Below are 13,120 nucleotides of genomic sequence, written 5' to 3' on the forward strand. Positions count from 1 at the left end.
ACATGAAAATCAGCCTTAAAATTTTTCTTGGCTATTTTTTGCTCGTCGGTCTATCCGGCTGGTTTGTCTTGACAGTGTTTGTCGATGAGGTAAAACCGGGCGTAAGGCAAGCCATGGAAGATACCTTGGTAGACACCGCTCGTTTATTAGCGCAACTGGCGAAAGAGGACCTGAAACAAGGCAATATTCAACACGGGATATTTGCACGTGGACTATCCGACTATCAACAGATGCCAGGAGTAGCAAGCATTTGGGGCATTCCCAAACGCACCGCAGACTACCATGTTTACATCACCGATCACAAAGGTATTGTAGTCTTTGACTCCAAGCACGAGAGTGAGGGGCAAGACTATTCGCGCTGGAATGATGTCTATCTGACACTGAATCACAAATATGGGGCACGGACGACACCTGTAGACCAGGCAAAGCCTGATGGCGAGACGGTGATGTATGTCGCGGCACCTATCACTGACAACGGCAAGTTGATCGGCGTACTCACTGTCGCCAAATCCAACGGCACGATGCAACCATTTATTCTGCATGCCCAGGCAAAAATCATGCGCTGGGGTTTACTCTTGCTAGTATTGTCTTTGTGCCTGGGGATGTTATTCACTTGGCGCTTCACGCGTGCCATTCATCGATTAAGGGATTATGCCATCGCAGTCAGCAAGGGTAAGAAGGCCGTCGCACCGAACTCTAGCAATGACGAATTGGCAGAACTGGCGCAAGCCATGAAAACCATGCGAGAAGAACTCGATGGACACCAGCATGTGCAAGAAGCGATTCATCAATTGACGCATGAACTAAAAAGCCCCCTGACAGCCATTCAAGCGGCCATGGAGTTGATGACGCCTGAAATGCCAGAACAGGATCGTGCAAAATTTCTAAACAGTATCAAGATACAAGCCAATCGTCTGCATCAGATGGTACAAAATATTCTTGGTTTAGCCGCGCTGGAACAACAGCAAGCCCTTACGCATCCGATAAGTATCGACCTCTCTGATCTGGTCGAACAACAGCTCCAACTCATCCAAGACCGGGCCAACCAGAGGAATATCAAACTGTTAGCGACACTTGATCCATCACTGTCTATTGAAGGAGACGCTTTTCTCTGCGGTCAGGCCATTAGCAACCTGTTAGAGAACGCTCTGGATTTCAGCCCGGACAACAGTCATATTCAAATTGATTTGAGCCGGTCTGGCCAAACGGTCCAACTCAAAATTATGGACAGAGGCAGCGGCATCCCTGACTATGCACTGGACAAGATCACCGAGAAGTTTTACTCGCTACCTCGACCTGCCAACACCCCTCGCGCAGGTCAGAAAAGCACAGGATTAGGCCTTAACTTTGTGCAGCAAATCATGTCACTGCATCATGGTCACGTCACCGTCATTAATGCTGCGACACAGGGGGTACTCGCTACACTGTCCTGGCGTGTTTAACTTACTCACAGCACTTCACACTCGCTTCACATTCAACACAACAAGGCTTCACCAGGCGCTTTTATGCTGCAAACTCTTTTATCAAGGAGTTTGAAATGCAGAAATCTCTTTTATACAAATCCATCGGCATCCTGGCGCTCATTCTCCTGATGTCGATGACCTTGGGGTTTGTGAATGATTTGATTATTGAACGTCAACAAAGGCAGACAACTGTTGAAAACAATATTGCAAAATCCTCCACCCAAGCGCAAACAGTTACCGGCCCCATTCTAATCATTCCTTATGCCGAGCATTACACGGAAACAGTAGGCAAAGACAAAGAGGCCAAAGTGATAGAGCATCAGGATGAAGGGCTTTTTTACCTGTTACCTAGCACTATGGAAGTGACTGGCGACTTTGCACACAACTATAAAAAACTGGGGCTATTTAAAGCACTCATGTATCAGTTTAATGGTGATATTTCAGGCGTATTCAATTTAAATAAAATTAAGATACAGACCCAGCATCGTAATGGCAGTATTCGCCTTGGGGACGCAAAACTGGTCATTGGGCTCAGTGACACCCGTGGAATAGACGGGCAGCCTGTATTGCATTGGGGTAGTCAGACACTGCCTTTGAAACAAGGCACCCAGGTCAGTTTACTGAATACGGGGATTCATGCAGATTTGGGCAATATTCAATCCGAGCAGTCAACCATTAAATTTAAACTGAATCTTCATCTGCGAGGCATGCAGCAATTCAATCTCATTCCGTTAGCCGATAACAATCACGTACGCTTACGCTCGTCTTGGCAGCACCCTCATTTCGATGGCAATTTTCTACCGGATACTGCAAGCCAGCATATCGATAGCAAAGGCTTTTCAGCACAATGGGAGACCTCCTCCCTGGCAAGCAATATTCAGGAAAAACTGCTCACAGGATTAAGCCATAACGCCGGCAACTTGACGCTTGAAGCCATCTCAGTCGGCTTTATAGAGCCCATCAACATCTACAGCATGTCAGATCGTGCCACTAAATATGGTTTGTTATTTATTGGACTGACCTTTGCGGGTTTCTTTATTTTTGAGCTGATGAAGCAGCTGAGAATTCACCCGGCACAATACACCTTGGTTGGCCTGGCTATGGCAGTATTTTATTTACTGCTAATTTCACTGGCAGAACATATAGGATTCGGACCTGCCTACTTAATTGCCAGTCTTGCGTGCATCGGGTTAATCGGCTACTACCTGACCAACGTCATGCAAAGTACCCGCTATGGCGTCGCATTCTCAGCCAAGCTTGGCCTACTTTATGCCACGCTCTATGGCATCTTGATCTCCGAAGACAATGCCTTACTGATGGGGGCGTTGCTAATTTTCAGCCTGCTCACACTCACCATGGTGCTCACCCGAAAAGTAAACTGGTATGCCCTAACAAACAACCAGTAAACCATCCGGGCAGTCATGCTGCCCGCCTACTCAAGGATACGCACATGAAAAAAGTATGGATTGGATTGCTGTGTTACATGATTGTTTGCGCAGTCATGCCAGAGCATATTGGCATGCCAGTTCAACATGCCACTTCAAAAGACTGGAACCGTGACAGTTATTGGTTTTCGCCCTGGGGCGAGTCTGGTGTTCATAAAGGGATAGACATTTTTGCGCGAAAAGGTACCCCGGTATATGCATCTTGCACGGGGCTGGTTATTTTCACAGGGAATATCGATAGAGGCGGCAATGTCGTTTTGATGCTTTCCCCCAAAGGACGCATACACTATTACGCCCATTTAAATGCCCTTACAACCCACACTTTGGCAATCGTCGATCAACAAAATCAGATTGGTACGGTTGGAAATACAGGGAATGCATTTGGCAAACCACCTCACCTGCACTACAGTATTCTTCGCTTGCAACCCAATATCGCGGACTTCACGCTGGAAACTCAAGGATGGAAAAAAATGTTTTATCTCAATCCTGGCCGACTCTTGGACCCATCAAAATAAATGCCATGTATCAGGCTACAAAAACCGCTTTGCCAGCCTCGCTTGTTGCTTCAAGCCCAGATTCACCAGCCTGGGCGCAACACCATTGAGCCAGGCAAAGAAGCTTTGCGGTTGCCCGATATACAGCTCTTGCTGGTCTTTGAGCAGCGCCTGGATAATTTTATCCGCAACAAATTGCGGTTCATCAATGGCTTGGCCGGACGCTTGCCACATGGCATTGGTGCGGTCGTCATTCATAGGCGTGGCGATAGCGCGTGGGGCGATATAGGTGACCCCGATGTTGCTATCAATGAGTTCGCGTCGCAAGGCCTGACTAAAGCCATGGATGGCAAATTTGCTGGCGCAGTAGGTGGCAAAATGCGGAAACCCCAGCGAACCAAAAATAGAGCCGACAAATGCCAGATGCCCGCGGCCGCGCTGGCTAAAATAGCTGACAAATTCACGGCTTAATACCAAGGTCGCCGTGACATTGGTATGAATCATGTTGTCAATGTTCACTTCGGCCTGCTTGGCAAACTCGGTGAACTCGATGATGCCAGCATTGTTCATCAGCAAATCGACATGCCCCATCTCGCGCAAAGACTGCGTGAGCAGTTGACTGGCCATATTCGGCTGCGCCAGATCGGCAACCATAATATGCGCCTTGCCGCCCTGGCTGGTGATTCTTTTTTGCAAGGCATGCAACTTGGCCGGATCTCGGCCAACGAGGCCGACGACGGCCCCTCTGGCACTCAACGCAAGCGCCAGCACGGAACCGAGGCCGCCGGTTGCACCGGTCAATACCACATGTAAATTACGCAACTCCATGACTGATGACTCCTAAGCTGCCTGGTGCAGCGTGTGATTGATTGCCGCTTGTGCCGCGACATGTTTAAAGATCTCGCCATACAAGCGGTAAAACCGTTTGGCCGCATGAATGATCGCTTGCTGGTCTTCTACGTTGGTCACTTGATTCATGAGACTTTCGTAGAAAGTGACATGGCTAATATCCAGCGACCCATGCGAAAACAGGTAGCTAAAGGCTTTTTTGGGCAACTGCAGGGCCTGCATGATTTTTTCGCCGGCCTGGGTGGCCACCGCTGTGCTGGTGCCTTCAAGCACTAACACCATGCCAAAAAAGCCCAGTGGATTGACGCGGTGTATCATGTCGTAGGCATAAGCCACCATCACCTCGGTTGCATGGCAAGCGGCATCTTGCTCGGTTGCACTGTGACGCACCGACTCCTTGTCGCCACCGCAGGCTTCAATATCATTCAGCACCCATTCCTGATGCCCCATTTCTTCCTCGATATATTCACCAATCGCGGTCCGCAACCATTCATACTCGCCACTCAACCGGCCGCCGCAGGCCATCAGTAACGGCGTGGTGTGCTTGACGTGATGATAGGCTTGCGTCAGAAAAGCACGATAGGTTTCCAGGGTGATGTTGCCCTGTGCGCCTTGTTGGATCAAGGGCAAAGTCATTAAGGCGTTGCGTTCCTGCTCAGTGGCGCTCAATAATTGCTGATAAAAACTCATGCGGAAATTCCTTCATAAAGGGCGTTGATTTCTGCGGCATACGCGGCAGCAATCACATCGCGTTTTAACCGGCCATTGGCCGTCAGTTGTCCGTTTTGTGGGGTAAAGGGCTGCTTGGCATATATCACATCGCCCACTTGCGCATAATCAGGCAAGCCCTGATTCGCCCGTGCAATGCCTTGCGCCACTTGCGCCTGACTTGCCTGTGGTGCAAGCACCACCACCGCCACGTTATACGGCCTCGCTTCTCCAAACACACAAGCCTGTAACAATCCGGCCTGCTGAATCAATGTCGTTTCGACCCACTCTGGCGACACGTTGCGCCCGAATGAAGTAATAAACAGATTTTTTTTGCGGCCAGACAGGATCCAGTGACCTTCGGCATCCTGGCAGGCCAAATCGCCGGTCGGCAAGTAACCGTCCACATCAAGCGCTGGTTCAGTGATCGTCCCATCTGCCGCCATATACCCAGCGTAAATGGCTCCTTTGACCCACAACTCGCCGTGGCTATCCACGCGCAATTGCACGTGCGGCAAGGGCTGACCAATACTGCCGGGCTGATTGGCCAGTGGGGTATTCAGTGTGACCACCGATGCACATTCGGACAAGCCATAGCCTTCGTATACCGGCAACCCCAGTGCATGTGCCTGTAACAGCAGCGCTGGCGCCACCTTGGCGCCCCCCACTGCGACAAAGCGCAACTGAGCCAGGGCCGACTGACCGGCTTGCAGGCAAGCCACCAGCGCACGCAACAACTCTGGAATCAAAATGGCCGTGGTGGCCTGGCTGGCTTGCAGGCCACGGTAGAGCTTGAAGATATCAAACTGGCTACCGCTAAAGCCAACGGCCTCGCAGCTGTAGACCACGACGGTGGTGCCAGAGATCAGGCTGGCATAAACGCCGGCGACATTTTCCAACAAGGTGGCCAGTGGCAACACGCAAAAATGGCAGTCATCGTGGCCTGGTTTGACCTGTGTGCGAATCGAACTGGCAACTTGCCACATGTGGTCTTCGCTCAGGCACACGCCTTTGGGCGCGCCGGTCGTGCCAGAGGTATAAGTAATTTTGGCCACAGGCGCCGCCCTGTCATGCGCCTGCACGCGAAGCAGCGTGACCATCTTGTCGGCCACCTGCCATTCAGCAACTAGCGCAGCCTCGGGGAACAGGCCTAGCCAGACTGCGGGCGCATCGGTCAACACTAGGCTGACGCCTGCATCCAGAATGGCATGCTGCTTTTGCGTCGCAGAGAAAAAGGCGGCCACCGGTACATTGGTCCAGCCCGCCGCCAGTATCGCCAGATCCAGCACGATCCAGGCCGGGCTATTATCAAGCGCCAAGGCGACACTGGCTTGCGGTGTCAACGTCATCAACGCCGAAGACACGCGCGTGATTTCTTTGGCAAGGGCAGCATAGCTCAGTTGCGTCTGTGCGCCCTGTAAGGCAATCTGCCCGGGAACTTGAGCCGCCTGCGCTTGAATTTCGTTCAGTATCATGATCGGGGCTTATAAAGGATCAGCCACACCGCGAATCGCCACAATTTGCGGGATATGTTTGTAGTAGCTGCCCCATTTTGCACGTTCTTGCGCGTCCAGACGATCAGGATTCGCCGCCGCTAATGGATATAAGTCTCGCCCACCCTTGATCAGGCCATTTTGCAAACTGTGATGTGCGGTCGCAACGCCCCAAGGTAAATTCATACTCAGGCTATGTTGAATCACATGCGCAATCAGCACGCCGGCATTACGCGGATTGGCCACCGCCAGGTTACCAAAATAGGTGATTTCCTCACGTGCAATGTCGCGGCCAAGCTGGCGCGACATCAACTGCTCAATCGGCTCATCAATATACTGCTCGAGAAACAGACGGCCATGGGCGGCATGATGCAAACCAAAGGCGGCCATCAGCACACCACTGGCATCCCGCAAGGCCACCAATTGCGGCATAAACTGGCTGACTTCTGCACCATACATCTGTTTAAACACCGCAGCAATAAAGGCCTCCACCTCCTGACGGCAGGGGGCCCCCTGCTCGACCAGGTGTCCGGTAATTTCATTGACCTGATAACGCTTGGCCTGGGCAAAGTCTCTCAGCTCATAGGCAGAGGCCGCGTGATAAAATGCTGTGTTTGGTTCTGAATGTAACATGTCAACCGTCTCGCAAAGAATGCTCTTGGGCTTTCATTTGCAATCCTTATGCCAGATCAATTTATACTTATAAATCATCATCTTAATCAAAAGCCACCCCACAAATCCCTGCATATTTTGCAGCCTTTTAAAGGCTGTGTATTCAGCTTCTGCACATTTTGCAGAGGCTGATCGTCTATGAGCTGGCGCAGCCCTGTCAAGGATACAGTGTTTTCCCAATGCAAATCAGTCGTTTACCTTAGTATTAACGACGTGTACGGGAATGTGGCACACGGTTTGCATTTCATGTCCACGTTTTTGAAAACAAGAGACGCACGTCCAGCCCATCGTGCGAAGATGGATAAAAACAGGCATACACACTAAGCGATGAATACTCAAACAATAACGCAACCCTGGTTACCTGAACCGACCTTGGCCATGCTGTGGAAAGCGTGGCTGCTCTCCGCCATGGTGATTGTCTGGCTGGCCAATGGCACAAGCATAGATCTCTATCTGGCCGACCAGCACTTTGACTTTGCTCAACAGGCCTTTAGCCAAAAGCATGCTTTTTTTTACGAAACCATCATGCATGAATATGCCAAGCATCTGCTGACCTTGCTCTGGCTCACCCTGTTGTTGATCAGCAGCGTGCCGGAACGCTGGGTCGGCAAGCGGCTGACAGCCTCCATGCGCTATAAATTACGCTGGATTCTTTTTTTGGCCTTGCTCAATGCGCTGCTGGTCTCTGGCCTCAAACATCAAATGCCGCATGCTTGCCCCTGGGATGTTGTGCGTTATGGCGGCGAGCTACAGTGGGCGCCTACATTCAGCAGCCATGCCGGGATTGAAGAGGGACACTGCTTTCCAGCCGGACATACCACCAGTGGCGTCTGGCTGTCGGCGCTCTGTTTGTTGTGGCTGCCGCACGCCCCGCGTAAAGCTCTGCTGGTGGCGCTGTCTGGCCTGGCCGTCGGCTTAATGCTGGGTTGGGCGCAACAAGTCAGAGGTGCCCACTTTTTATCGCATACCCTCACATCGCTTTGGCTGATGTGCAGTTGGCTATTGCTGGTCCTTACTTATACCAAGAGTCGTATTGAATGAAACTATTTGCAAACCTCAAGCGTGCTTTGTACGTACTGTTTACCCCCCAAATCTGCCTGATTTGGGCCGTCAGCCTGTGGTTGATGCTGACCAGCAACCATGCGCTGTTTAGCCACATCCTGAATCTCTACCCCTGGAATGCAGAAAATGCAGGCTTTATTATCAGCTTGAGCCTGTTTTTCACGTTTAGCATTACCTGGTGGCTCATGCTGTTGAGCCATGGCAAATCTGCCCGCTGGGTGTTGGCGGTGATTGTATTGTCTGCCGCCTGGGCCGCGTTTTATATGGATGAATTCGGCGTGATTATTGACCATGTCATGCTGGACAACGCCGTCAAAACAGATGCACGTGAAGTCATGGGACTGTTATCGTGGGGCTTTTTCATCAAAATGCTGTTGCTGGGTGTGATACCGGCACTGGTATTGATCAAAGCCGTGCCTGCCCGTTTTTTTGTGCGGGATGCGCTTAGCATTCGCCTCAAACAGATCGGCCTGTTGATGTTGGGCATGGTCCTGGTAGTGATCCCCTGTAGTGCAGATTACGCGACCTTTATCCGCGAACACAAACTGGTACGCATGTATGCCAACCCCACCTTCTTTCATTACTCGCTGGTGAAGTGGGCCTCGAAAAAAGTGTTTACCCGCAGTATTACCGGCTTGCAGAAAACCGCGGTAGATGCGGTCAATGTAGGGGAGCCGCGTCACCATGAACTGATTATTATGGTGGTCGGTGAAACCGCCAGATTCGATCGCTTTTCATTGAACGGCTACCATAGGCTGACCAATCCCAGACTGAGCAAGGAAACCGTACTGAGCTTTAAGCAGGTGACCTCTTGCGGGACGTCCACCGCGGTTTCCGTACCGTGTATGTTTTCTTTGCTGACGCGCAAGCAATATGACGAGGAGAAAGCCTTGCATATGGAAAATGCACTTGACGTCCTGCAAGCGCATGGCGTAAGCGTACTTTGGCGTGACAATAACTCGGATTCAAAAGGGGTGGCGTTGCGCGTACCGTATGAGGATTTCAAATCACCGATACACAATCCGGTCTGCAATGATAACGAGTGCCGTGACATCGGCATGCTGAGCGGCCTGGACAAATTTGTCGCAAAAAATAAAGACAAGGATATTCTGATCGTGCTGCATCAGATGGGCAATCATGGGCCGGAATATTACCGCCGCTATCCCGATGAATTCAAACGATTTACGCCCGTGTGTAAAACCGGTCGCCTGTCGGAATGTACACAAGAAGAAATTGACAACTCTTACGACAATGCCATTTTATACACCGATTATTTCTTATCTGAAGTAATTCAGTTTCTGAAAAAATACGACGACCAGCGTGAAACAGCAATGCTCTATGTCTCTGACCATGGCGAGTCATTAGGCGAACACGGGATTTACCTGCATGCGGCGCCCTACATGATTGCGCCACAGCAGCAAACACATGTGCCGGCCATTTTGTGGCTGGGGCAGCATTTTGACTATCAGCTATCGCAAGTGACCCCTTATGAAAACTATCCGCTCAGCCACGACGATGTGTTCTGCACACTGCTCACCGCCTACGAGCTGAAATCAGAAGTGTGTCATGCCGAATTTAGCTGGTTGGCACAAAACCGTGAATTGATCGAGGAGCAAAGAAAGCACCTGATCCCACAACCGGGGCAGGCTGCCATCCCGGCAAACTAATTCGTATCACACCTGATCGTGGGCGCATCGGCGCTCACTTTACCGGAGGACAGCCACAACACGGGTTTGACACGCTCATCCACATGGCAGGCATCAATATAGCCGACGGCGCCATCGGTTTCAGCCACGTAACGAATCATCGCTTCTTCGGATTGCACCGTGTATGGCGGCTGCACCCCGTGGAAGTAGAGCCCGTTCCAGTAGTTGATTTGTGAGCGCGGCGTACTATGCAATACCCATTGTGAAAACTTGAGCCGCAGTGGGTGCTCACTGTGCAGATTGACAGGATGCAGCGCCTGCCCATGCTCGGCATACAGTTTCTTGCGCCAGAAAATCAGGCCCAGCTCATCGGCATGGATGCTGGGGGCCAGCCCTGCTTGTGCAGGCACAATCACGGCAATAGGCCGGTTGTCGTCTGCCGCCTGTACGCTTGCCGCCATGAGCATCAGCATGCTCAGCAGACTGACGAGTCTACGCAGGCGATGATGTCTTTGCTGTAACAACATTAAAACATCACCGCAAAAGAGGTTACAAACCCGCGCGGCACATCGCTGTACTCCCCGCTGCCCCCAATAAACTCAAACTTGAGCAACTGGTTGGGTTTGACGCGCTTGGTCATGCCTAATACCCAGCGGTCTGCATTTTTGCTTTCCACTTCATGCAGCGTTTCCAGGCGGGTGATCCAGTACCACTCCTGACCTAGCGCATAGGCACTCTGCACGTAGCCGCCGCTGCCACCGTCATCGCCCGCCGTGGTTCTGCGCTCATACACTTCACCGCTAAACTCCCAGCGGTTGAGTTCAAGCAAAAAATCCAGGCCAAAGACATGATACGTGGGTGAGCCCGCATAGTTTTTCTGATAGCTCATCACATTGAGGCCCAAAGTATTTAAACCAGCATTGGCGCCGGTCAGGCCTAAAATATTGTTGAAGGCGACGCGGGCTCCCATGACGTCGCGAAAGATGATTTCGTCGCCATCCTGATGCTGATCCTTGAGGGCTTCTGCATATACCTGATACTCAAGATCCACTTGCTTGACCGGCAAACTGCCAAACAACATGGCACCGTTGATACCATAAGGGAACATGCGGCGCGTGACCAAGGGCCGGCTGGCGGTCCATACCAGCGGCGGCGCATGCAGTTGGTTCCAGCGTCCGGCAGGGGTTAGAAAACGTCCCAGCCTGACATTGGCTTTGTCATTTAGGTTGTAATCAAAATAAAAACGCTCGAGGTCAACGTAGCTTTTTTTGGTATTGACACCCTGATGATGGTCGTAAGAAAGCGGGTCTTCCAGCTCCAGCTCGCTAAAAAACTTGACGCGGCCCCCTTGGTCCCAAGTGGTGATCATACTGATTTGATTCAGCGTAAACTGGGTGGATTGCGTGCGAGGGACGCGAATGTCAGCACTGGTGTAGCCCCCCACATGAAACGCATTCCAGAATGCATCCAGGTCTTCGGCGGCCACCGGCTTGCATAGCATACTCAGGCTGATTACACTGAGCATGACTCGAATACTGAGCACAACCCGACTAAAGCTGTTTAACATATCTGACCCATGATGATCGTCCCGGCTAAAACCATTTGATGCGTATTTTCTCACATCTGCCGCGCTTGCAAACGCCACTCACCATCCGCAAAATGCTTTTAATTGTATTTTTGCTGGCGGGCCTGTTGCCGGCACTCATGGTTAGCCTGATCAGTTTTTACCAGGCAAGGCAGGCGCTACGCGTAGAAATCAAGCACGACCTGCAAACCACCGGTAAAGCGGTTGCCGAGCACGTCGACCGGGTGTTGAACGAGCGTGTACAGAACGTCCGCAGCTGGAGCCAGCTTGGCATCATGCAAGACTTGCTCATAGAAGACATTGATAAACGCTTGTCGATGTTTTTGGCCGAGACGCGTAAAAGCTACGCCGAGCAATACCTCAGTCTGGATGTCATTAACCTCAAAGGGCATGTCGCGGCTTCCAGTGAGCCCGCACATATTGGCCAGCCCCTGGCAATTCCGCCTGAGTGGATGCGGTTCCAGGATGATGACCAGGTAATCACGCTTTACCGGCTGGACCATCAGCAGCTCATGATTTCTGCCCCTATCCTGTCGCAGAATACCCTGCAACCGCTTGGCACCCTGGTCGTCACCTTTAACTGGCGCGTGATTGAAAATCTGCTCGACCACGCAGCCCAACACAGCACCGAGCTGGCCTTGTTTGATCAAAAATTAAACCTGTTGGCTCAATCCAGCCACTGGTCCGATCAACAGCATAGCCTGCATGCACAGGCACCGCTGATCAGCCGTCTGCCGTTACAGGGCTGGCAGGTACATCTGAATAAAGATCACGATGAAGCCGTCGCGCCTGTGCATAGGCTGGGCATGATTTTTATTGTGGTGCTGGGCGTGACGCTGGTCTGCTCCATCCTGCTGGTGCGCCCGATCGCGCAAAACATCAGCCGACCGCTGGAAGCTTTGACCCGTTATGTACAACGCTTTCGCCAACTCGACGCCATTGCACCGGTATCCAGCGGGCCGGTCGAGGTGCAGTCCTTGCACCAGGCGTTTACCGACATGGTGGCAGAGCTCGCCGCCTCGGAGCAGCAACTGACACGCGCGGCCAAGCTGGCGGTGGTCGGTGAAATGGCAGCGGCCATGAGCCATGAAGTCCGCACCCCCTTGGGTATCATGCGTTCGTCCGCCGATGTCTTGTTACGCGAACCGAATCTTTCAGAAGATGGCCGAGAAGTGCTGGGCTTCATTATTTCTGAAACCGAGCGCCTGAACAAACTGGTCAGCACGCTCATAGACTCGGCCCGTCCGCGCGCACCCAGTAAAATCCCGCTCGACCTGCAAGCACATTTGCAGCATGTGATCGCCCTGCTGCAGGCGCAGGCACAATCCAAACAATTGACCCTGTCGCTCTCTGCCTCAGCGGCCGTGGTGGTGGAGGCGGACCAGGACCAGATGACGCAGGTCCTGCTCAACCTGCTCATGAACGCCATCCAGATTCTGCCCAAGGGGGGCAGCATCGCCCTCAGCTTATGGTCAGATGCGACACATGCCCATATTTCGGTGGCAGATGATGGGCCCGGAGTGCCCCCTGCACAACAAGCCCATCTGTTTGAAGCCTTTTTTACGCAACGCGCGGGCGGCGTCGGGCTGGGCCTGGCGGTGGTCAAACAAATCATGGAGACCCACGGTGGTACAATCCAATACTCAACCAGCCCCTGGCATGGGGCGCAGTTTAACCTGACCTTGCCACTCGCAAACCCCTGA

The 13,120-nt window shown here is 52.0% G+C and carries 12 protein-coding genes; 6 read left to right on the forward strand and 6 right to left on the reverse strand.

Annotated elements, in window-relative coordinates:
- Positions 1 to 2 precede the first annotated feature (2 nt).
- From creC to INP77_RS14230, 3 genes are all read left to right on the forward strand, one after another.
- The gene (gene creC / locus INP77_RS14220) at positions 3 to 1,442 is read left to right on the forward strand and encodes a two-component system sensor histidine kinase CreC (protein WP_194749735.1); all 1,440 of its coding nucleotides are present in this window, start codon (positions 3 to 5) and stop codon (positions 1,440 to 1,442) included.
- 95 nt (positions 1,443 to 1,537) lie between these two features.
- Positions 1,538 to 2,869 (forward strand): cell envelope integrity protein CreD, encoded by a 1,332-nt coding sequence (gene creD, locus INP77_RS14225; RefSeq protein WP_194749736.1) that lies wholly within the window; start codon positions 1,538 to 1,540, stop codon positions 2,867 to 2,869.
- A gap of 44 nt (positions 2,870 to 2,913) precedes the next feature.
- The gene (locus INP77_RS14230) at positions 2,914 to 3,423 is read left to right on the forward strand and encodes a M23 family metallopeptidase (RefSeq protein ID WP_194749737.1); all 510 of its coding nucleotides are present in this window, start codon (positions 2,914 to 2,916) and stop codon (positions 3,421 to 3,423) included.
- 15 nt (positions 3,424 to 3,438) lie between these two features.
- Here INP77_RS14230 and INP77_RS14235 read toward each other — a convergent pair whose 3' ends face one another.
- From INP77_RS14235 to INP77_RS14250, 4 genes are read right to left on the reverse strand one after another with little or no spacing between them, the layout of a single operon-like run.
- The gene (locus tag INP77_RS14235; protein ID WP_194749738.1) at positions 3,439 to 4,230 is read right to left on the reverse strand and encodes an SDR family oxidoreductase; all 792 of its coding nucleotides are present in this window, start codon (positions 4,228 to 4,230) and stop codon (positions 3,439 to 3,441) included.
- 12 nt (positions 4,231 to 4,242) lie between these two features.
- Positions 4,243 to 4,941 carry a TenA family transcriptional regulator gene (locus INP77_RS14240; protein WP_194749739.1) on the reverse strand — a complete coding sequence of 233 codons (699 nt, stop codon included), beginning with the start codon at positions 4,939 to 4,941 and terminating at the stop codon, positions 4,243 to 4,245.
- Complete coding sequence (locus INP77_RS14245) at positions 4,938 to 6,434, reverse strand: AMP-binding protein (protein ID WP_194749740.1); 1,497 nt, start codon at positions 6,432 to 6,434, stop codon at positions 4,938 to 4,940. Before INP77_RS14245 ends, INP77_RS14240 begins: the two co-directional genes overlap by 4 nt.
- 9 nt (positions 6,435 to 6,443) lie before the next feature.
- A complete protein-coding gene (locus INP77_RS14250; RefSeq protein WP_194749741.1) occupies positions 6,444 to 7,085 on the reverse strand; it encodes a thermostable hemolysin in 642 nt (213 codons plus the stop codon).
- Positions 7,086 to 7,451: 366 nt separating this feature from the next.
- On the opposite strand from INP77_RS14250, the gene INP77_RS14255 reads away from it, so the two are divergent.
- Both INP77_RS14255 and INP77_RS14260 read left to right on the forward strand, forming a co-directional pair.
- On the forward strand, positions 7,452 to 8,165 hold the full coding sequence (locus tag INP77_RS14255; RefSeq protein ID WP_194749742.1) for a phosphatase PAP2 family protein: 714 nt from the start codon (positions 7,452 to 7,454) through the stop codon (positions 8,163 to 8,165).
- Positions 8,162 to 9,853: a phosphoethanolamine transferase gene (locus INP77_RS14260; protein WP_194749743.1), complete on the forward strand. Its 1,692-nt coding sequence runs from the start codon at positions 8,162 to 8,164 to the stop codon at positions 9,851 to 9,853. Before INP77_RS14255 ends, INP77_RS14260 begins: the two co-directional genes overlap by 4 nt.
- Here INP77_RS14260 and INP77_RS14265 read toward each other — a convergent pair.
- Positions 9,850 to 10,359: a hypothetical protein gene (locus INP77_RS14265; protein ID WP_228518958.1), complete on the reverse strand. Its 510-nt coding sequence runs from the start codon at positions 10,357 to 10,359 to the stop codon at positions 9,850 to 9,852. The two genes, INP77_RS14260 and INP77_RS14265, sit on opposite strands and share 4 nt — an antisense overlap.
- Positions 10,359 to 11,399 (reverse strand): hypothetical protein, encoded by a 1,041-nt coding sequence (locus INP77_RS14270; RefSeq protein ID WP_194749744.1) that lies wholly within the window; start codon positions 11,397 to 11,399, stop codon positions 10,359 to 10,361. Before INP77_RS14270 ends, INP77_RS14265 begins: the two co-directional genes overlap by 1 nt.
- Before the next feature lie 38 nt (positions 11,400 to 11,437).
- On the opposite strand from INP77_RS14270, the gene INP77_RS14275 reads away from it, so the two are divergent.
- Positions 11,438 to 13,120 (forward strand): HAMP domain-containing sensor histidine kinase, encoded by a 1,683-nt coding sequence (locus INP77_RS14275; protein ID WP_228518959.1) that lies wholly within the window; start codon positions 11,438 to 11,440, stop codon positions 13,118 to 13,120.

The sequence above is a fragment of the Methylophilus sp. 13 genome, assembly GCF_015354335.1.
GTDB classification, from domain to species: domain Bacteria; phylum Pseudomonadota; class Gammaproteobacteria; order Burkholderiales; family Methylophilaceae; genus Methylophilus; species Methylophilus glucosoxydans.

Coding starts and splice junctions, on each gene's coding strand:
- INP77_RS14245 (WP_194749740.1), bottom strand. CDS start 6,434: ATGATACTGAACGAAATTCAAGCGCAGGCGGCTCAAGTTCCCGGGCAG.
- INP77_RS14230 (WP_194749737.1), top strand. CDS start 2,914: ATGAAAAAAGTATGGATTGGATTGCTGTGTTACATGATTGTTTGCGCA.
- creC (WP_194749735.1), top strand. CDS start 3: ATGAAAATCAGCCTTAAAATTTTTCTTGGCTATTTTTTGCTCGTCGGT.
- INP77_RS14275 (WP_228518959.1), top strand. CDS start 11,438: ATGCGTATTTTCTCACATCTGCCGCGCTTGCAAACGCCACTCACCATC.
- INP77_RS14240 (WP_194749739.1), bottom strand. CDS start 4,941: ATGAGTTTTTATCAGCAATTATTGAGCGCCACTGAGCAGGAACGCAAC.
- INP77_RS14250 (WP_194749741.1), bottom strand. CDS start 7,085: ATGTTACATTCAGAACCAAACACAGCATTTTATCACGCGGCCTCTGCC.
- INP77_RS14235 (WP_194749738.1), bottom strand. CDS start 4,230: ATGGAGTTGCGTAATTTACATGTGGTATTGACCGGTGCAACCGGCGGC.
- creD (WP_194749736.1), top strand. CDS start 1,538: ATGCAGAAATCTCTTTTATACAAATCCATCGGCATCCTGGCGCTCATT.
- INP77_RS14255 (WP_194749742.1), top strand. CDS start 7,452: ATGAATACTCAAACAATAACGCAACCCTGGTTACCTGAACCGACCTTG.
- INP77_RS14260 (WP_194749743.1), top strand. CDS start 8,162: ATGAAACTATTTGCAAACCTCAAGCGTGCTTTGTACGTACTGTTTACC.
- INP77_RS14270 (WP_194749744.1), bottom strand. CDS start 11,399: ATGTTAAACAGCTTTAGTCGGGTTGTGCTCAGTATTCGAGTCATGCTC.
- INP77_RS14265 (WP_228518958.1), bottom strand. CDS start 10,359: ATGTTGTTACAGCAAAGACATCATCGCCTGCGTAGACTCGTCAGTCTG.